Origin of the sequence: Streptomyces griseofuscus, from assembly GCF_014673495.1 — a bacterium.
Lineage (GTDB): Bacteria > Actinomycetota > Actinomycetes > Streptomycetales > Streptomycetaceae > Streptomyces > Streptomyces murinus.
In genome coordinates, this window is the sequence record NZ_CP051006.1 from 3,773,609 (window position 1) to 3,791,442 (window position 17,834).

A 17,834-nucleotide genomic window follows, 5' to 3' on the forward strand; every position below is an offset into this window, starting at 1 on the left:
GGACCAGCCTACGACAGCGCCGTATACGCGCCGATCAGCACCCCGGCAAGGGTTCCGCCCAGCAGGAACGGCCCGAACGCGACGCCCGTCTTCCGCGATGCCTTCCGTACGGCGACGAGCGCGCCGCCGTACAGGGCCCCGGCCAGGACCGCGGCGAACGTGCCGAGCAGCACCGTGGGCCAGCCGTACCACCCGAGCACGGCCCCCGCGCCGAGGGCCGATTTGGCGTCCCCGAGGCCCATTCCGCCCGGGTTCACCAGGTGCAGCACGGTGTATCCGGCGCCGAGCGCGAGGGCCCCGTACAGCGCGGTGGGCCAGTGCCCGGCGTGCCCGGGCAGCAGCGCGGCGAGCCCCAGCAGCGCGAGCGCGGCGGCGGCGAACGGCAGGGTCAGTACGTCGGGCAGCCGCCGCACCCGGACGTCGACCGCGCACAGCAGCACCCCCACCGGTGCGAGCGGCAGCCAGGCGAGCAGCTCGGGCCGGGGGCCGGTCGCGGCGGCGAGGGCGGCGCAGACCAGCGCGGTGAGGACGGGCAGGAGGAGTCCGGCGGGGGCCGGGCAGCCGGGGCACGCGGTGCGGCCGAGCCACCCGCGGATCGCATGTCCGTCCGCGCACCGCTCACGCCAGGGTTCGTCGTCCGGTACGGCGAACCGGAAGGCGGCCCTGGGCAGTACGGCGCCCGCCGCCGCACCCCAGCACGCGGCGACGGCCCACAGCAGCGCCTCGCTCATCCGGCTCGGCCCGCCCCGTGCCGGGCCGTGGGGGCCGGGGTGAAGTCGTCCGGCAGCCGGGGCGGCGGCCCCTGGGTCCACACCACGCGCAGGGCCGAGGCGGAGATCCGCCAGCCGTCGGCGGTCCTGACCAGTTCGGTGTCGGCATGCCCGGCCGAGACGAAGACACCGCCCGAACCGTCCGCGAGGACATGGGTGTTCAGCTGGGCGCCGCGGACGGTGGCCCGGTCGCCGTCGACCTCGACGACGGCGTTGGTGCCCAGATGCACGGTCCGGTCGAACAGGGCCATTCCCCGGCGGACATGGGCCAGCAGGGCGGGGCGCCCGTGGACGGTGCCGATGGGCATCTCCGCGGTGACGTCCTCGGTGTGGAACGCGCGCGCCCACTCCTCGTCGCAGGCCCCCTCGTCCAGGGAGCGCAGATAGCGGTCCATCAGGTCGGTGATCTCGGCGCGGTCGGTAAGGGCGCGCACCTGGCGCCGCAGCTCTTCGGTGTCCATGGCGGAAGGCTCCTCCCTCAAGCATGCTTGAGGTCAAGGCTGGTCAGCCGGTCTTCGTCAGCTCGGCCACCGGGTGGCCCTCCGACTCGCTCTCCGAGGTGCACTTCAAGTCGTCGCCGACCGGGGTCAGTTCGATCTGGTGGGGGGCGGGGTCGCAAGGTGCCCATGGGCAGGGTGCCGCCGAGACCGGTGGAATTGCCCTCCCAGGTGCCGGGGTAGCGGGCCGGGACGGCACCGCCGCCGGTGGTGGGGACTTCCGGTGGTGGGGACTTCCGGTGGGCGCGGGTTCGCCGTCGCCGGGGGCGGGCCCGCCCGTCGTCGGGGCGCCGGTCGAGGGGCGCGGGGCGCTGCCCAGCGCGAACTGCGGGTGCACGATCTTGACAGCGACCGTGCGGCCCCCGGCGCTGCGCCCGAGGTAGACCCGGCCCATCCCGCCGGCCCCGGGCCGTCCCAGCAGCCGGTACGGCCCGATGGCCGCCGGTTCGTCGCCGGCGAGCGGCTGCACGGTCTCCACCTCTCCCCCGTAGACCCGACCGCAGCCCAGCGATTACGGGCGGAGCAGTTCCACCTTCACATCGGCGGGGAAGCCGGTCGTGGGGCCGACCCGGCGGGCGAACTCGGCGACCGCGGCCAGCTGGGCGTCGCCGAAGCTGAAGTCCAGGGTGGTGAAGTACTTGGCGAGCGTCTGCGCGTCGAACGCCTCCCAGTGGGCGGCCTGTTCGGCGACCTTGTCGACCTCCTCCAGGGAGGCCTTCTTGGACTCCAGGAACGCCTGGTGCACCTGGTGGGTGATGAGCGGCTCGCGCTCCAGGTAGTCCCGCCGGGCCGCCCACACCGCGAAGACGAACGGCAGTCCCGTCCACTCCTTCCACAGCGCGCCCAGGTCGTGCACGTCGAGACCGTAGCGCGGGCCGTCGTGCAGATTGGCGCGCAGGGCCGCGTCGCCGATCAGTACGGCGGCGTCGGCCTCCCGCATCATCAGGCCGAGGTCGGGCGGGCAGGTGTAGTACTCGGGCTGGACGCCGTACCGCTCGCTCAGCAGGAGCTGGGCGAGGCGGACGGAGGTGCGGGAGGTCGAGCCGAGGGCGACCTTCGCGCCGTCCAGCTGCTCCAGCGGGACCTGGGAGACGATCACGCAGGACATCACGGGGCCGTCGCAGCCCACGGCGATGTCCGGGAAGGCGACCAGGTCGTCCGAGTTCTTCAGGTACTCGACCAGGGTGACCGGGGCGACGTCGAGCTCCCCCTGGATCAACCGCTCGCTGAGCTTCTCCGGCGTGTCCTTGGTCAGCTGGAAGTCGAGGAGCGTGCCGGTTCTCGCGAGCCCCCAGTACAGGGGCAGGCAGTTCAGGAACTGGATGTGGCCGACGCGCGGCCGGGTGCGAGAAATGTCCACATCGCGGGACTCTAGCCCTCGGCTGGTACGGTGCTCGGACCGGCCCCGCCGTCAAACGGGTTACCGGCTTTCAAACATCCGAGTGAAGTGATCTTGCCCTCTATTGCTTTCGGCTGCCTGCATGCTAGGCTCGCCGCAAGTTGCAGTTTGGTTTCCCTTGCAGTACAGAGCCTGCGGAGCATGTGACCGCGGGCTCTCGTCGTTTTCAGACGAATGCAGTGGTGCAGCACGTTTTCGCACCGGCAGGTTCTGGAGCAGGGCAACCCTTTTGGGCCCAAGGAGGGCTTATGGCTACCGGAACCGTTAAGTGGTTCAACGCCGAAAAGGGCTTTGGCTTCATCGCCCAGGAGGGCGGCGGCCCCGACGTCTTCGTTCACTACTCCGCGATCAACGCCAGCGGCTTCCGCTCCCTCGAGGAGAACCAGCAGGTGTCCTTCGACGTGACGCAGGGCCCGAAGGGTCCGCAGGCGGAGAACGTCACCCCCGTCTGATCACTGCCTGATCGCAGAACCTGAGAGCAGTACCCAAGGAGCCCCGCGCCGTCTTCGGCAACGGGGCTCCTGCCTTTTCCGCGGACGGTCCGTGGCGGCCGGAGCGAACGGTCCGCATACGGAACTATTTCTTCCGCGGTTCGCGATTCGTTCACGAACTACTACGTTTCGGGGCATGACCAAAACTCAGGACTCCCCGGACTTCCTGACCGCCACGCGCGCCTTCTACGACACCGTCGCCGAGGACTACGCGGAGCACTTCGCGAATCCCCTCGCCGACAAGCCGCTGGAGCGCGCCCTGCTCGCCGCGTTCGCGGAGCAGGTGGGCCCCGGAGCGGCCGTCGCGGACCTCGGCTGCGGTCCCGGCGCGGTCACCGGGCATCTCGCCGCCCTGGGCGTGGACGCCTTCGGTCTGGACCTCTCCGCCGCCATGCTGGCCGTGGCCCGCCGCGAGCACCCCGGGCTGCGGTTCGAGCGGGGTTCCATGCTGGACCTCCCGCTGCCCGACGGCGGTCTCGCCGGCGCCGTCTGCTGGTACTCCACCATCCACACCCCCGACGAGCGGCTTCCGGAGCTGTTCGCCGAGCTGTACCGCGTCCTGGCCCCCGGCGGGCGGCTGCTGCTGGCGTTCCAGACCGGCACGGAGCCCCGCAGGCTGGAGAACCCCTGGGGGCACCCGGTCACGCTGGACTTCCGGCGGCGGCGCCCCGAGGACATGGTCCGGCTGCTGGCGGGCGCGGGGTTCAACCTCGCCTTCCGTACCGTGCGCGAGCCCGACGACACGCTCGGCAAGGGTGTCGCACCGGTCGCACAGGCTTTCCTGGGCGTCGTCAAACCCCTCTGACACCCGCCCGACACCCGTTCTGACCTGCGCAGCCGAGTAATGGTCCCGACGGCCTCCCCGGCCCCGGTAACCGGCGGGGACGGCACTGGGACCGCTCCCCCCAAATATCGGTCGTGGCGCCGGGAGAGCCCGGCGACCGGAACCCGGTCCGTCTCTCACAAGGGGTTGCACATGCGTTCCATCGCACTGCGTACGAAGACGGCTCTGGCGGCCCTGGCGGGCATGGGCGTCCTCGCCCTGGGCCTCGCCGCCGCGCTGCCCGGCACCGGGCTGCACCAGGCCGTGGTGCAGGGCGGCAACCACTCCGTCCAGGCCTCCGACGACCACGGTCCGGGCTTCGTCCGCTCCTGATCCCCCGAAACAGCGAACGGCCGCCGCGGCACACCCCCACACTTCCCCCTCGCTCCCCCCACGCGAGCGCCCCTACGGCACCGGCCGGGTCCCCACCCACCGGTGCCGTCGCCGTATCCACCTGAACAACACGGCGGGTACGGACGCCGCGTGGGGCGGGGGCCGGGGATGGCGGGCCGGGAGCGGGGGACTCCAGGCCGGGGGTCGGAAGCCGAGGATCGGGAGCTGAGGAGTGCGGGCCGAGGACCGGGAGCTGTGAGGAGTGCGGGCCGGAGACCGGACCTAGGACCGGAGTCGAGGATCGCGGGCCGGAAGCGGGAGACCGCCGGTCGGGGACCGGAACCACGGGCCAGGTACTGCGGGCCGGGGCCGGGAACCGGCGACCACGGTCCGGGAACCGGAACCCGAGGACCGGAGACCAGGAACCGGAGACTGCGGGCCGGAGGTCGGGGACCCCGGCCGAGGCCGAATACCGGGAGGCGGGAGCCGGAATCCAGGGCCTGTGGCCGGTGACCACAGGCCGGGGGCTCGGGGCTGGGAGCCGGAAACCCGAGGACCGGAGCCCGAGGACCGCAGGCCGCAGGCCCCAGGCCGGGCCCCTCACGCCGAGAGCCGGAAACCGGGACCGGAATCCGCATGGCCGAGAGCCGGGAGCCGGGGCCGGAGACCGGGAGCCAGGAACCCCAGACCACGAGCCACCGGTCACGGCCACAGCAGGCCGCACGCCACCACCAGACCACGAGCCACCGGTCACGGCCACAGCAGGCCGCAGGCCACCGCCAGACCACGAGCCACCGGTCACGGCCACAGCAGGCCGCAGGCCACCGGCACCAGCCAGGATTACAGGCGGCGGCCCGCCTCCGTGACGCCCATTGCGTCGTACAGGGCCCGTGCCTCCGTGTGGTGGCGGTCGGCGGTTTTGTCGTCGTCCAGGGCCTGCGCGGCCTCCGCCATTCCGTGCAGGGCGTGGGCGATCTCGATGCGGTAGCCGTGCCGGGACGCCAGTTCGTGGGCCTGGCCGTGCAGTTCCATGGCCCGCTCGGGGGCGCCGCTGCGCAGATGGACCAGGCCGACCACGTTGGACACCGTCGCCTGCCGCAGCGCCGTACCCTCCGCGGAGACCAGATCGAGCGCCCGCTCGGCATGCTCCGCGGCCGAGCGCAGATCACCGAGCCGCTGGCAGACCCGCGCCCAATGGGCGAGGACCACCGCGACATTGGCCGGCTTGCGGGACTCGTCGCACAGTTCCAGCGCCTGGGCGAGACAGGCACGCGCCCGCTCGTCCTCACCGCTGCCGAGATGGGCGAGCGCGAGGAAGGTCAGGGAGTGGATCTCGTTGTTGCGCTCGCCCAGCCGCCGGTTCAGCTCCGTCGCCCGGGCCGCGTTGCGCGCGCCCTCGGCATGGTGCCCGGTCCAGATCTGCACCGTCGCGAGATTGACCAGCGCCTGCGCCTCCATCCGGGACAGCCCCAGCTCCCGGTGCAGCGCGATGCCCTGGTCCAGATACACGCGGGCCTGCTCGAAGTTGCCGAGCGAGCCGTGCAGCAGCCCGAGCACGTCCAGGCAGATCGCCTCGGAGCGCGGGTCGCTGCCCCGGGACAGCTCCAGGCCCTCCTGCGCGGTGGTGATGCCGTCCTGGAAGTCGCCGAGCCACCAGTGCGCCACGGCCAGGTTGCACAGGCTGATGCCGAGCAGCCCGTCGTCGTTCAGCTGACGGCAGGCGGCCACCCCGATCCGGCCGACGATCCGGAACTCCTCGTACCGGCCCCGCAGATCGAGGTAGAAGAGCAGATTGCGGGCGAGCAGCGCGGCCGGGCGGTGCAGCCCCTGCGTGCCGGCCTGCGCGACCACCGCGAGCAGCGCCTCGTACTCCCGGTCGAACCACCGCAGCGCCTGCTCGCCGTCGTCCAGCCTCGGCAGCGCGGGATTGTGCCCGGCCGGGGCCTCGCCGTAGCGGTTGCGGCCGGGGAAGAGGATCTCGCAGGCCCGGTCCGTGCTCTGGATGTAGTACGCCACAAGCCGCTCGACAGCGGCCTCCTCGTCGTCCTCCACCTCCCGCACGCTGAGCGCGTACGTGCGCACCAGATCGTGGAAGCCGTACAGCCCCGCCTCGTGCTGCTCCAGCAGATGCGCGTCCAGGAGGCACTCCAGGAGGTCCTCCGCGTCATGCCCGTCGGTGCCGAGCAGCGCCGCGGCGGAGGGCACGTCGATGGCACTGCCGGGATGCAGCCCGAGCAACCGGAACGCGGCCCGCTGGTCCTCGTCCATGGCCTGGTACGACAGCCTGAGCGTGGCCTCGACGCTGCGTTCCCCGGCACTCAGCTCCCGCAGCCGCCGGGTCTCGTCGGCGAGCCGGTCCACCAGGTACTGCACGGTCCACCGCGGCCGGTTGCGCAGCCGCGCGGTGGTGATCCGCAGGGCGAGCGGCAGCCCCCCGCACAGCCTGGCCAGCCGGTCCACGGCCCGCGGCTCGGCGGCGGTGCGTTCGACGCCCAGCATCCGGGTCAGCAGGGTGGTGCTGTCGCCGGGCGACAGGAGTCCCAGGGACAGCCACTCGGAGCCGTCGAGGTCGAGCATCCGGACCCGGCTGGTGACGATGGCGAGGCAGTCCTCGGACGCCGGCAGCAGCGGCCGTACCTGGGCGGCGTCGGCGGCGTTGTCGAGCAGGAGGAGCAGCTTCCGCTGGGCGGAAACGGTTCGCCAGAAAGTGGTACGACGCTCCAGGTCATCCGGTATGCGATCGTCCGGTATGCCCAGGGTGTGCAGTAAGGAGTGCAGTACGGCGCCGGGTTCCTGGGCCTTCTCGCCGGGGCTGAAGCCGCGCAGGTCCACGAAGAGCTGCCCGTCGGGATACTCGGGGGCCAGCAGATGGGCGGCGTGCACCGCGAGCGCGGTCTTGCCGCTGCCGCCCATGCCGTCCACGCCGACGATCCGGGTGCCGCCGGTGGCCGGGGCGCAGCCCACCGTGACCAGCCGCGCCAGCTCCTCGTCCCGGCCGGTGAAGTCCGGCAGGTCGTAGGGCAGCGTGCAGGGCGCGGGCTCGGTGCCGGAGGTCTGGGTGGCGTAGGGCACGGGGACCAGCAGGGCGGCACGGTCGGCCACCGACTGCGGTACCCGGGCGGCCACTTCGGGGCTGTCGCGCAGGATCGCCTCGTAGAGCCGGGTGAGTTCGGCGCCCGGGTCGATGCCCAGCTCCTCCACCAGCAGGTCGCGCACCCGCCCGAACTCCTCCAGCGCCTCGGCCTGCCGTCCGGCCCGGTACAGCGCCAGCATCAGCCGGCCGCGCAGCGTCTCCCGCAGCGGGTGGGCGGTGACCAACTCGCGCAGCGGCCCGACCAGTTCGGCGGACTGGCCCAGCTCCAGCTGGAGTTCGAAGTACTGCTCGGCGACCGCCATGTGGCGCTCTTCGAGTGCCGCCGAGGCCCCGCTGATCACGGAGCCGCCCGCGCCCGCCATCACCGGGCCCCGCCACAGCTCAAGGCAGGAACGCAGATGTCCGACGGCCTCCTCGGGCCGGCCGGCCGCCACCGCCTGCCTGGCCTGTCTGGAACGCTCCGTGAACTCATAGAGATCCAGCTGGTGTTCACCGAGCACGGCGCGGTACCCGGCGCCGTCAGTGACGATCAGTCCTGCGCCGTCCGGGATATGGGTCCGCAGCGCCGCAACGCACTTGCGGATCTGGTGACTTGCGGTCTGCGGCGGCTCGTCGTCCCAGGCCGCCGCGATCAGCCGGGACATCGGCACCATGCGGCCGGGTTCGAGCAGCAGGGTGACCAGCACCCGTTCCTGGGTCGGACTGCCCAGCCTCAACCGGCGCTCCCCACACCAGCCTTCGAGCGAGCCGAGGATGTTGAAGCGCACGACAGGACGACCGGATGCCGCCGATTCCACGAACCCGTCCCCTCCGCCCCGCCGCGCCGCCCGGCCCGAGATGTTCGGGACCACCCTAGGTTGTACCCGAACGAGCAACACGGAGGAGGTGATTCCGGCTACCTGGGGTCTTCCTCGGTCCTGGCGAACAGGCTAACCACCTCAGGCGATCTGGAGGAGGGTCGAACGCGCATCCCTGACGAGAGCGGGATCATGCCGCAGGATAGCGCTCTCAACGCGGCGTAGCGCGGGCGAGGGCTGGATGCCGAGTTCCTCGTCGAGCTGGCGGCGCATCCGGCGGAACACATCGAGCGCGTCCGCCTGCCGCCCCGAGCAGTAAAGGGCGATCATCAGCTGCTCGCAGAACCGTTCACGCAGGGGGTAGTGGGTGTGTGCCTCGGCCAGTTCCGCGAGCACCGCCGCATGCTGTCCGAGCCGCAGTTCCGCGTCGAAGCGCAGCTCCATGGCCCGCATCCGGTACTCCTCGTACCGGGCGCCGGCGAGCTGGCACAGGGTCCCGCCGGGGAACCCGCCGAACACCGGACCCCGCCACATCGCGAGCGCCTGCCCGAGCATCCGGGCGGTGCCCGCGGCGTCGTACGGGGACGCGGACTCCGCCTCCCGTACGGTCCGTACGAACTCGGCGGCGTCCATCTCGCCCTCGTCCACGGTCAGCCGGTAACCGGAGGGATGAATCGTCACCCGAGATACCGGACGCCCCGGTTCCAGGGCCTTCAACTTCCTTCGGAGCCTGCTCACATGCGCCTGGAGGGCATTGGCCTGGTTGTCGGGCACGGACTCGCCCCACATCTCCTCGACCAGGCTCTCCCCGGACACCGGCTGTCCCTCGCTGACCAGCAGCGTCTGTACGAGGGTGCGCTGGAGGTCGCCGCTGATCTCCGCCGGGCCGGACACGGTACGGACCTGTAGTGCCCCGAGGATCGAGAACTTCAGCATCCTGGCTCCGCCTCCTGTTGACGTCGCTGGCGTCGTCGTCCTTCTTCCGGCGACGTATCAACAGTGAGGCGCCCTCGTACCGTTTCGTTACCGATCCGGTCCCCGCGGCTCCGGATCAGCTCGCCTCGCCCGCGACCAGCTCGCCCAGCGAGGTCACCCGCTGGGCGGCGGCCGCCGGTGAGTCGGCGTGCACCACGAAGTGCCCGGGGCAGCAGCCGCCCTGCGCCGGCACGAACCGGACGCCCGGGATCGGCTGCTCGGGACCCGGTGGCCGGCTCGATTCGGCCGCGGCGGCGAACCGTTCCGGCCGGGCGACCTCCACGAGCTTTCCGGCCAGTACCCGTACGGCTCCGGCGGCGAGGTCGAATCCCCCGGCCACTCTGAGGAGTTCGGGGACCGGATCCTCCCCGAACCCCGCCCGGCAGCCGGTGATCACCGGGCCCTGCCGGGTCAGGGTGACCCCGGTGTGGGCGGGCCCGTACTGGTACCCGGTCAGGTCGAGGAGCGCGGTCACCACGGCCCGTACCTCCGCCGCGGTGTCCTCCGTCAGCGGGGCCGGGGAGAGCAGGCCGTACGGCATCCGGGCCGTGATCCCCACGGTCTGGTGCATGCCGTGCACGCTCAGCGTCTCCACGGTCAGCCGGGGCGCGCCGGAGACCGCCCCGGCGTCCGGCGACAGCCGGTTGTCCCGGACGAGGCGCTGTACGGCGTCCGGGTCCGCGAGCAGCCGCAGCGCGCGTGCGGGATTGACGAACAGCCCGGCCGCCGCGGCCTCCTTCAGGAGGGGCCGCAGCGCGGACTCGTCGTGCGTGTCGGCCCAGGCCGACCGCACTTGTACACCGGCCCGGTGCGCCTCTCTGAGGAGGCGTGCATCCGGGTTCAGCACGAAGATCCGGCTGACGTCGTTGTCTTCTTTCATACCTCTGCTCGGATGACGAAGTCGGCGAGGGTGGAAAGGCAGGCTACGAGCGCGAGTTACCGATCCGGTCCCGGACGGTTCCCCGGCATTTGGTTGCGGACAGAACGCCCCGTACGGTACCGGTCCCATCCCCTCGCCGACCCGTCAATCGCTCACCTCGCGTGTACTTGGGCAACTTGCAGGAAGGATGCCCAGGTGGAGGGGCGAACAGTGAGGTGAGCGGCGGGAAGTTTCGAGTCGCGGATGTGGATGGCGGCGGGGTGTGCGGCGACCTCGACGCACTCGCCGCCTTCGCCGCTGCTGTAGCTGGACTTGAACCACATCGGACTGTCAGCGCTCATGCCGTCTCCGTCTTCTCCGCGTCGAGGAAGGCGGCCCAGGTGGTGGGGCGGATGGTGAGGTGGGGGGCGGTGGGGCGCTTGGAGTCGCGGATGTGGATGGCGGCGGGGTGTTCGGCGATCTCAACGCACTCGCCGCCCGCTCCGCCGCTGTAGCTCGACTTGCGCCAGGTGTAGGAGAGTTCCACGCAGTCACCGCCCTCACCGCTGCTGTAGCTGGACTTGAACCAGGCCAGGTTCTCGGTGCTCATAGCTTGTCCACTTTCTCCGCGATCAGGGCGCGGGATTGCTTGGGAGTCAGCGCCATCGCGCGCATGATCCCATAGCGGTCGGCGATCTTCCGGACCTCATCTCGGTCGGTGATCAGCTGTGGGTGGCCCTGCGCTTCCAGGTACGCCACCTGTGCCTGTCCCTTCGGCACCAGAAGGTTGAACGCACTGTCTGGGTTGGGGTGTTCCTCCACCTGGGTCGGCATTACTTGGATCTCGACGTTCTGCCTGTCCCCGATGGTCAGCAGGTGGCGTAGCTGATCGGCATGGACTCGCGACCCGCCAATTGGCCGGTCGAGCACCGCCTCTTCGATGACGTAGCTGACGATGGGCGCCGGCCAGCGCTCGAAGACCTGCTGACGTGAGAGGCGGTCAGCCACCCGCTTCTCAATGATCTCCTCGCTGAGGAACGGCCGCCGCTTTGCGAACACAACCCGCGCATGAGCCTCGGTCTGGAGGAGTCCTTGCACGGCGTTGTTGCAGTAGTGGTGCAGCTCTACCGCCTGAGCCTCCGTTTCGGCGTGATCCCGGTACCACTCGGGGTGACGGGTCCGCGCCCTCCGCATCGCGTCCTCCACCTCGGGGATGACCGCGATCAGCAGCCCGTTGGCGTTGAGGATGGGGTCCGCCTTGACCAGGAAGTCCGGCCTTGGAGTCCGTACCCCCCTCTCCATGGCCGAGATGTGGTCCGGGCCATAACGGACCAGCGCCCCGAACTCCGACTGGCTGAGCCCTGCCCGCTCCCGCAACAGCTTCAACTGCCTGCCCACCATGGCGAAGACACCCATCGCGCCGTTCTCCTGCCCAGGAGTGTCCGGCCGCCGCTCTTGTTCGTCTACCACTCCGTCTTCCGCTCTCTCCGTACACGCGTCGACTCGTACCCGTACGACTACGCAGAGTCGCCGAGTTCCTCCTGGTCAGCGTAGGGAGAACCGGCCACGCTCGGTGTTGTGAATCTGGAAATCTCCACCCCCCTGAAAGAGTTGATCCAGCGGCTCAGCGCCACCCCACGCGGCGCGCGACTGGCCCGAAGGCTCACCGGAACCGCACTCGACAACTGGGGCTATCCCTACGACGGGCCGCTGAACAACACCGCCCAGCTCCTCGTCTCCGAGCTGGCGACCAACGCCGTCACCCACGGTCGCGTACCGGGCCGCGACTTCGAGCTGCGGCTGTTGCTGCTGCCGCAGGAGGACACCCTGCGCATCGAGGTGAGCGACACCCGGGGCGAACGCCGGCTGCAAATGCTCCGCGCCGCCTTCGGCGACGAACACGGCCGGGGCCTGATCGTCGTGGACGCGCTGTCCCGCACCTGGGGCGTCCGCGAACGCGTCGTCGGCAAGACGGTGTGGGCGGAGATCCCGCTGGCCGGTCCGCCCGGGGCGATCAGCGACCGATGAGACCGCGGACCGCGTCGCCGACCGGGGGCAGCTCGGTGGGCAGGGCCCGCTGATGGGCAGTGGTGCCCCCGCTGCCGCCGACGTGGTCGAAGTGGCCGACACGGCTTGCCGGACGGGATCTCCCGCATGCCACCCAGGAAGTCACCCGCCCTGCGCCGAAGCAACAGGACGCGGCCGGCATCGCTGACGACGGCGCCGACCACGAACCCGGCGACACCGTCCGCACGCGCCCCCGGCCAGGCCGGCCGGGAACTCGGGGGAAACAACGATCGTGCCGGCAGCTCTTTGTCCTCGGGACGGCCGCTCACGGTGTCACACGGTTCGGGGCGGCACAAAGGAGGCCATGCCGCGCGCGGTCCAGCGGCGGCGGGTCTGCGTCCACGACGCGGCCGACGCCGTAGCCGTACGCATGGAACGCCAGCGCGGCCGACCCCGCACCGAGCTGGTGCGCGTGGATGAGCCCGGCCGATCTCGCCGTCGACTCCGGGCAGTGCCTGCTCGACCTCGGCCGCACCGCCGAGGCCCGCGCGAGGACCGCCGAGGACATCGCCCTGCTGCCCCGCGCCCGCGACAAGACCCGCGGAATCTTCCTGACCTACCAGGCCAGGGGATGCCTGGAGGCCGACGACATCGAGCAGGCCCTCGCCGTCACCGGTGAATCGCTCGACCTGGCCAGCCGCATCGGCGCCCCGCGCTGCGTCGCCCTGGTCCACGAGCTGGCCCCGCCTTCGAGCCGTACCGCCGGGTCGAAGGGGTTTCGGAGTTCCTGGAACGGCTCAGGGCGGGCTGAGCGAACAGCCACGGGCCGGCCCCGGGACGCCGTAGCGTGCCCGGGGCCGGCCCGTCGGAGTGGGAGGCGGGGGTCAGCTGTGGTTGAAGGTGACCGAGAAGTTCTCGCCGCCGCTCAGCGCGGAGGTCGTCGCCTTGGTGGTGCTGCCCGAGGCCATGTTGATCTTGTCGGGCGAGTAGTTACCGATGGCCTGGCCGTTGGCGGTGGCGTTGGTGAAGTTCGCGGTGCCGAAGTTCGACAGCGGCAGCACGCCGGAGGAGCTGGACGGCGCCTCGGCTATGACCTCGGCGGACGCGTTGGACAGACCGCTCTGCGTCTTCTTGGTGGTCTTCGTCCACCCCTTGGTGGTGTCCGTGAGGGTCAGCGTGTACGAGGTGCCGCTGCGGGTGATCGTGGAGGTGAAGTGGTCACCCGCGCTCACCGCGTTGCTGTAGTTCACCGGGTACGCCGGGTACATCTCGTACCAGGACGAGTAGACCGCCCGGCCGCTGGAGCAGTCCGCCTCGGTGCCCGTCTGCTCCACGGAGTTGCTGCCGTCGCCGTCGATGCCGATCCAGAACGACGAGTACGTGGTCGAGCTGGTGCAGCTCACCGCCGGCTGCACCCAGCTCGCGGAGACGCTGGTGAACGTCGTACCGGTCGCGGCGTAGCCGGCCCAGTTGGAGCTGGTGCTGTTCCTGATGCCACCGACCAGGTGGTGACTGCTGATGTGACCGCTGACCGGGGTCATGCGCAGCGCAGGCGCGGCGACGGCGGCCGCGGGGGAGGTCGCCAGTGCCGACAGGACGGCGGCGGCGACGGCTGTGGCTGCGGTGAGGCGGATCGTGGCAGACATGCTGCTCCTTCTCGCGGGACTCGCGGTGCAGACGTAACTGGCGGCCACCAGGGGGGAGACGTGCGCCCGTGGTTGTCAGTGTGCAGTCAACGTGCGTCCCGTTGTCACCCGGCATCCGGGTTTTCACAGCAAAGGTCCTGCCAAGTACCTTCAGCAAAAGGGGTGTTGAAGGAGATACCGCCCGGCCCGCGAGGGCCCGGCGATCGCTCACAGCCCGTCGTACAGCCCCTCCACCTCCCGGCCGAAGTCCGCGAGGATTCGCGCGCGCCGCAGCTTCATGGAGGGCGTGAGATGACCGGCCTCCTCCGTGAAGTCGTACGGCAGGACGGTGAAGCGGCGGATGGACTCGGGCCGCGAGACGAGACGGTTGGTGTCGTCCACGGCGCGCTGGAGTACGGCCCGCAGGTCCGGGTCGTCGGTGACGAGTTCGGGCGGCACGGGGTGCTTCCCGTTCATCTGCCGCCAGTGGACGATGCCCTCGGCGTCGAGGGTGAGCAGGGCCGCGACGTACGGGCGGTCGTCTCCGACCAGCATCACCTGGGAGATCAGGGGGTGTTGGCGCAGCCAGTTCTCCAGCGGGGCGGGGGCCACGGACTTGCCGCCGGAGGTGATGAGGAGTTCCTTCTTGCGGCCGGTGATGGTGAGGTAGCCGTCGTCGTCCAGCTCGCCCAAGTCCCCTGTGTGCAGCCAGCCTTCGCGGGTGATGGGGACGACACCGCCGGCCTGTGGGTCCCAGTAGCCGCGCAGCACATGGTCGCCGGAGATCAGGATCTCCCCGTCGGCGGCGATCCGTACCCGGGTGCCGGGCAGCGGCCAGCCCACGGTCCCCAGCCGGGGTTTGAGCGGCGGCGTGACGGTGCTCGCGCCGGTGGTCTCCGTGAGGCCGTACCCCTCGTAGATCCCGATGCCCGCACCCGTGTAGAACGCGGCCAGGCGGCGCCCGAGCGGGGATCCGCCGCAGATGACGTGTCTGACCCGGCCGCCCATCGCCGTGCGGATACGGCGGTAGACGAGGGGGTCGTAGAAGCCGCGCTGGGTGCGCAGGACGCGGCCGGGTCCGTCGCCGGTGCCGGACTGGCTCGCCTGGAGCGCCTCGCCGTAGCGCCGGGCGACGGCGGCGGCGCGGTCGAAGACGGCACCCCGGCCGCCCGACTCGGACTGTGCGCGGGCCGAGTTGAAGATCTTCTCCAGCATGTAGGGGATGGTCAGCAGGGCGGTGGGCCGGAAGGCGGCGAGGTCCGGCAGCAGGTCCTCGGCCTTGAGGCTGGGCGCGTGCCCGAGGCGGACGCGGGCGCGGACGCAGGCGATGGCGACCATCCGCCCGAACACATGGGAGAGGGGGAGGAAGAGAAGCACGGACGGGTCGCTGTCGTGCTGTTTGAAGACGGGGTGGAGCAGTTCGATCGCGTTGTCCACCTCGGCGAAGAAGTTGCCGTGCGAGAGGGCGCAGCCCTTGGGGCGTCCGGTGGTGCCGGAGGTGTAGACGAGGGTGGCGAGGGTGGCGGGCCCGAGCATGCCGCGCCGCACCCCGACCTCGCCCTCCGGCACCGGCGCCCCCGCGTCCGCGAGCCGCTCGACATGCCCCTTCTCCATGATCCACAAGTGCCGCAGTTCGGGCAGGTGTTGCAGTTCGGGACCGAGCGCGGCGGCCTGGGCGCCGGTCTCGGTCACCAGGGCGACGGCGCCGGAGTCGTGCAGGATCCAGCGGGTCTGGAAGAGGGAGGAGGTGGGGTAGACGGGGACGGTCACGAGGCCCGCGGCCCAGGCGGCGAAGTCGAGCAGCGTCCACTCGTACGTCGTACGCGCCATGATCGCGATCCGGTCGCCGGGCACCAGCCCCTCCGCGATCAGCCCCTTCGCCACCGCGAGCACCTCCTCGGCGAAGCGCGCGGCCGTGATGTCCTTCCAGTGGCCGTTTCCGAGCTTGCGGCTGAGCACCACCGCGTCCGGGTCCTCGGCCGCGTTGTCGAACGGCAGGTCGGCCAGCGACCCATGGGTCACCGGCGCCGCGAACGGCGGTACGACGGCCTCCCGTACGGCTCCGTCGAGGCGCCGCGTGTGGGGCGCGACCAGCAGGGGCCGGCCGTCGTAATCGACGGCGGAGACATGGGAGTTGGAATGGGGGGACACGAGCGGCTCCTCGGGCGTGCGGCGAGGCGTTCACCGGCGGCCGGGCGCGCGGCGAACGAGCTGAGGTGAGGTGTTACCGCCGGTCAGGCGAGTGATCGTACGGGCCCGTTGTGGGGGCTTTGTGCGGTTCCGGGGACGGTACGGGGGTGGTACGGGGACGGGGCTGTGCGGGATGGTCGCGGCTTCTGGCACTGGCCGACCTGGGCTTACCTGCGGTAACTTTACCGCTCGGTAACGAGTTTGTTCCCGTCTTCGGGGGGTTTGATGTCGACCGTCCTCGACAAGTCACCCGCGCTGGGCCCGGTGTTGGCCGCCGGCGCGCTGCGCTCGCTGGGAAAGCGGCCCTCGGCCGGGGCGTCGTACCCGGACACCCGGCTGGTGCTGCCGGGGGTGCGCGCGGACCCGGCCCGGCTGGCGAGGTACGCCCGGCTGTGCGCCTTCCCCGCCCCCTCCGAGCACCTCCCGCTCCCCTATCCCCATGTCCTCGCCTTCCCGCTGGCGATGCGCCTGCTCGGCGCCCGGGACTTCCCACTCCCGCTGCTGGGCCTGGTGCATACCTCGATCGCACTCGCCCGTCACGCACCGCTGCCCGTGTCGGGTTCGTACGAACTCACCGTTTACGTATCGGGGTTGGCACCGCACCGGCGCGGTACGGAGGCGGCGGTGGTGACGGAGGCACGGCTGGCCGGGGAGCCGGTGTGGGAGTCCCGCAGCACGTATCTGTCCCGGCACCGGACGGCGGACGGGAGCGCCCCCGCCTCTCCCCCGGAGCCGCCGGCCCCCCTCCCGTCCCTCGTCTCCTGGGACGTGCCCGGCGATCTGGGCCGCGCCTACGCCGCCGCCTCGGGCGACCGCAACCCCGTCCACCTCACCCGCCTCACCGCCCGCCTCTTCGGCTTCCCCCGCGCCATCGCCCACGGCATGTGGACGGCGGCACGCTGCCTGGCGGAGCACGGGGACGTCCGCGCGGCACGGGTGGAGTTCCGGGCGCCGGTGCTGCTGCCGGGCGTGGTGCGGTACGGCGCGTCACCGGAGGGCGACCGGTTCGAACTGCGGGGCGCGGACGGCCGGGTGCATGTGTCGGGGCGGGTGGGCGAGGCCTCGTAGGACGCTGGCGGGCCCGGTAAGAGGTGCCCCACGTACCCTCGTCCCCATGCTGCTAGCCGCCATTCCCTCCCCCTCGGTGAACGGTTTCCACCTGGGGCCCCTGTACATCCACTTCTACGGCTTGATGTACGTCGTGGGTATCGGCCTCGCCGTCTACCTGGGCCGCCGCCGCTGGCAGGCCGCGGGCGGGGACCCGGAGCTGGTGGACGAGGTCGCGATGTGGGGTGTGCCGTTCGGCATCCTCGGCGGCCGGATCTACTTCGACCTGACCACGCCGAAGGGCATCCCCCACCACTGGTGGGGTCCGCTGGCGGTCTGGGACGGCGGGCTGGGGATCTGGGGCGGGGTCGCCCTGGCCACGGTGGTCTGCGTGTGGCGGCTGCGCCGGGCGGGGGTCTCGGTCGCCGGGATGATGGACGCGCTGGCCCCCTGCCTGCTGATCGCGCAGGCCATCGGCCGTATCGGCAACTACTTCAACCAGGAGCTGTTCGGCGGCCCGACCAGCCTCCCCTGGGGCCTGGAGATCGACCCCGCCTACCGTCCCGCGGGCTACCTCCAGAACGCCACCTTCCACCCCACCTTCCTCTACGAACTGATCTGGAACCTCCTCCTTGCGGCTCTCCTGATCCGCCTGGGCCGCAGCGGCCGGGTCCGCCCGGGCGGCCTGTTCCCGCTCTACGTCGCCGGCTACTCCGCGTTCCGCGTCTTCGAGGAGTCCCTGCGCGTCGACTACTCCCAGTACTTCCTCGGCCTGCGCCTCAACTTCTACATCGCGGCCCTGGTGGCGCTGGCGGGTGTGGTGTGGTTCGTGCTGCTGCAACGGCGTACGCCACGGGAGGCGATCGCGGAGCCCGCGGAGTCCGACGCCGAGGCGACCCCGGCCCGTCCGTGACGCGCGTGCGTCGC

18 protein-coding genes are annotated in these 17,834 nt (G+C 71.4%); 6 read left to right on the forward strand and 12 right to left on the reverse strand.

Annotated features, from left to right (window positions below; translation table 11 throughout):
* Nucleotides 1-8 precede the first annotated feature (8 nt).
* From HEP81_RS16720 to HEP81_RS16735, 4 genes are read right to left on the reverse strand one after another with little or no spacing between them, the layout of a single operon-like run.
* Nucleotides 9-731, reverse strand: coding sequence for a prepilin peptidase (locus HEP81_RS16720; protein WP_037658614.1), 723 nt, complete (start codon nt 729-731; stop codon nt 9-11).
* A complete protein-coding gene (locus HEP81_RS16725; RefSeq protein WP_051850335.1) occupies nt 728-1,231 on the reverse strand; it encodes a nuclear transport factor 2 family protein in 504 nt (167 codons plus the stop codon). Before HEP81_RS16725 ends, HEP81_RS16720 begins: the two co-directional genes overlap by 4 nt.
* Before the next feature lie 43 nt (nt 1,232-1,274).
* Nucleotides 1,275-1,736 (reverse strand): hypothetical protein, encoded by a 462-nt coding sequence (locus HEP81_RS16730; protein ID WP_157854493.1) that lies wholly within the window; start codon nt 1,734-1,736, stop codon nt 1,275-1,277.
* A gap of 42 nt (nt 1,737-1,778) precedes the next feature.
* Nucleotides 1,779-2,627, reverse strand: a complete 849-nt coding sequence (locus HEP81_RS16735; RefSeq protein ID WP_037658617.1) for a menaquinone biosynthetic enzyme MqnA/MqnD family protein — start codon at nt 2,625-2,627, stop codon at nt 1,779-1,781.
* Nucleotides 2,628-2,914: 287 nt separating this feature from the next.
* Between HEP81_RS16735 and HEP81_RS16740 the strand changes: the two genes are divergently transcribed.
* The 3 genes from HEP81_RS16740 (at nt 2,915) to HEP81_RS16750 (ending at nt 4,313) form a co-directional block, all read left to right on the forward strand.
* Nucleotides 2,915-3,118, forward strand: coding sequence for a cold-shock protein (locus HEP81_RS16740; RefSeq protein ID WP_003992177.1), 204 nt, complete (start codon nt 2,915-2,917; stop codon nt 3,116-3,118).
* Nucleotides 3,119-3,293: 175 nt separating this feature from the next.
* Entirely contained in the window at nt 3,294-3,962 is a 669-nt protein-coding gene (locus HEP81_RS16745; protein ID WP_037658621.1) for a class I SAM-dependent methyltransferase, read from the forward strand.
* Between the two features lie 171 nt (nt 3,963-4,133).
* Nucleotides 4,134-4,313, forward strand: coding sequence for a hypothetical protein (locus tag HEP81_RS16750; protein ID WP_037658622.1), 180 nt, complete (start codon nt 4,134-4,136; stop codon nt 4,311-4,313).
* A gap of 840 nt (nt 4,314-5,153) precedes the next feature.
* Here the strand turns inward: HEP81_RS16750 and HEP81_RS16755 are convergent.
* The 6 genes from HEP81_RS16755 to HEP81_RS16780 all read right to left on the reverse strand — a co-directional run bounded on the left by HEP81_RS16755 (nt 5,154) and on the right by HEP81_RS16780 (nt 11,454).
* The gene (locus HEP81_RS16755) at nt 5,154-8,174 is read right to left on the reverse strand and encodes an AfsR/SARP family transcriptional regulator (RefSeq protein WP_106979978.1); all 3,021 of its coding nucleotides are present in this window, start codon (nt 8,172-8,174) and stop codon (nt 5,154-5,156) included.
* Between the two features lie 171 nt (nt 8,175-8,345).
* On the reverse strand, nt 8,346-9,140 hold the full coding sequence (locus HEP81_RS16760) for an AfsR/SARP family transcriptional regulator (RefSeq protein ID WP_037658627.1): 795 nt from the start codon (nt 9,138-9,140) through the stop codon (nt 8,346-8,348).
* A gap of 115 nt (nt 9,141-9,255) precedes the next feature.
* Nucleotides 9,256-10,059, reverse strand: coding sequence for an ATP-grasp domain-containing protein (locus HEP81_RS16765; RefSeq protein WP_051850336.1), 804 nt, complete (start codon nt 10,057-10,059; stop codon nt 9,256-9,258).
* A 152-nt stretch (nt 10,060-10,211) separates the two neighbouring features.
* Entirely contained in the window at nt 10,212-10,400 is a 189-nt protein-coding gene (locus HEP81_RS16770; RefSeq protein ID WP_037658628.1) for a DUF397 domain-containing protein, read from the reverse strand.
* On the reverse strand, nt 10,397-10,648 hold the full coding sequence (locus tag HEP81_RS16775) for a DUF397 domain-containing protein (RefSeq protein WP_037658629.1): 252 nt from the start codon (nt 10,646-10,648) through the stop codon (nt 10,397-10,399). Before HEP81_RS16775 ends, HEP81_RS16770 begins: the two co-directional genes overlap by 4 nt.
* On the reverse strand, nt 10,645-11,454 hold the full coding sequence (locus tag HEP81_RS16780) for a helix-turn-helix domain-containing protein (RefSeq protein WP_106979979.1): 810 nt from the start codon (nt 11,452-11,454) through the stop codon (nt 10,645-10,647). The genes HEP81_RS16775 and HEP81_RS16780 overlap by 4 nt, the downstream gene beginning before the upstream one ends.
* A gap of 162 nt (nt 11,455-11,616) precedes the next feature.
* On the opposite strand from HEP81_RS16780, the gene HEP81_RS16785 reads away from it, so the two are divergent.
* Entirely contained in the window at nt 11,617-12,066 is a 450-nt protein-coding gene (locus HEP81_RS16785; protein ID WP_037658631.1) for an ATP-binding protein, read from the forward strand.
* A gap of 863 nt (nt 12,067-12,929) precedes the next feature.
* Here HEP81_RS16785 and HEP81_RS16790 read toward each other — a convergent pair.
* Together HEP81_RS16790 and HEP81_RS16795 are read right to left on the reverse strand one after the other, a co-directional pair.
* Nucleotides 12,930-13,691, reverse strand: coding sequence for a G1 family glutamic endopeptidase (locus tag HEP81_RS16790; RefSeq protein ID WP_037658633.1), 762 nt, complete (start codon nt 13,689-13,691; stop codon nt 12,930-12,932).
* 207 nt (nt 13,692-13,898) lie between these two features.
* The gene (locus HEP81_RS16795) at nt 13,899-15,821 is read right to left on the reverse strand and encodes an AMP-dependent synthetase/ligase (protein ID WP_037658634.1); all 1,923 of its coding nucleotides are present in this window, start codon (nt 15,819-15,821) and stop codon (nt 13,899-13,901) included.
* A gap of 264 nt (nt 15,822-16,085) precedes the next feature.
* Between HEP81_RS16795 and HEP81_RS16800 the strand changes: the two genes are divergently transcribed.
* Nucleotides 16,086-16,928, forward strand: a complete 843-nt coding sequence (locus tag HEP81_RS16800) for a MaoC family dehydratase (protein ID WP_037658635.1) — start codon at nt 16,086-16,088, stop codon at nt 16,926-16,928.
* A 46-nt stretch (nt 16,929-16,974) separates the two neighbouring features.
* Entirely contained in the window at nt 16,975-17,820 is an 846-nt protein-coding gene (lgt, locus tag HEP81_RS16805; RefSeq protein WP_037658693.1) for a prolipoprotein diacylglyceryl transferase, read from the forward strand.
* The last annotated feature ends 14 nt before the right edge of the window (nt 17,821-17,834 follow it).

Bases quoted from the DNA above. Each gene is read 5' to 3' on its own strand.
- HEP81_RS16775 (WP_037658629.1), bottom strand. From the start codon at position 10,648: ATGAGCACCGAGAACCTGGCCTGGTTCAAGTCCAGCTACAGCAGCGGT.
- HEP81_RS16740 (WP_003992177.1), top strand. From the start codon at position 2,915: ATGGCTACCGGAACCGTTAAGTGGTTCAACGCCGAAAAGGGCTTTGGC.
- lgt (WP_037658693.1), top strand. From the start codon at position 16,975: ATGCTGCTAGCCGCCATTCCCTCCCCCTCGGTGAACGGTTTCCACCTG.
- HEP81_RS16770 (WP_037658628.1), bottom strand. From the start codon at position 10,400: ATGAGCGCTGACAGTCCGATGTGGTTCAAGTCCAGCTACAGCAGCGGC.
- HEP81_RS16750 (WP_037658622.1), top strand. From the start codon at position 4,134: ATGCGTTCCATCGCACTGCGTACGAAGACGGCTCTGGCGGCCCTGGCG.
- HEP81_RS16780 (WP_106979979.1), bottom strand. From the start codon at position 11,454: ATGGGTGTCTTCGCCATGGTGGGCAGGCAGTTGAAGCTGTTGCGGGAG.
- HEP81_RS16725 (WP_051850335.1), bottom strand. From the start codon at position 1,231: ATGGACACCGAAGAGCTGCGGCGCCAGGTGCGCGCCCTTACCGACCGC.
- HEP81_RS16720 (WP_037658614.1), bottom strand. From the start codon at position 731: ATGAGCGAGGCGCTGCTGTGGGCCGTCGCCGCGTGCTGGGGTGCGGCG.
- HEP81_RS16800 (WP_037658635.1), top strand. From the start codon at position 16,086: ATGTCGACCGTCCTCGACAAGTCACCCGCGCTGGGCCCGGTGTTGGCC.
- HEP81_RS16765 (WP_051850336.1), bottom strand. From the start codon at position 10,059: ATGAAAGAAGACAACGACGTCAGCCGGATCTTCGTGCTGAACCCGGAT.
- HEP81_RS16760 (WP_037658627.1), bottom strand. From the start codon at position 9,140: ATGCTGAAGTTCTCGATCCTCGGGGCACTACAGGTCCGTACCGTGTCC.
- HEP81_RS16790 (WP_037658633.1), bottom strand. From the start codon at position 13,691: ATGTCTGCCACGATCCGCCTCACCGCAGCCACAGCCGTCGCCGCCGCC.
- HEP81_RS16745 (WP_037658621.1), top strand. From the start codon at position 3,294: ATGACCAAAACTCAGGACTCCCCGGACTTCCTGACCGCCACGCGCGCC.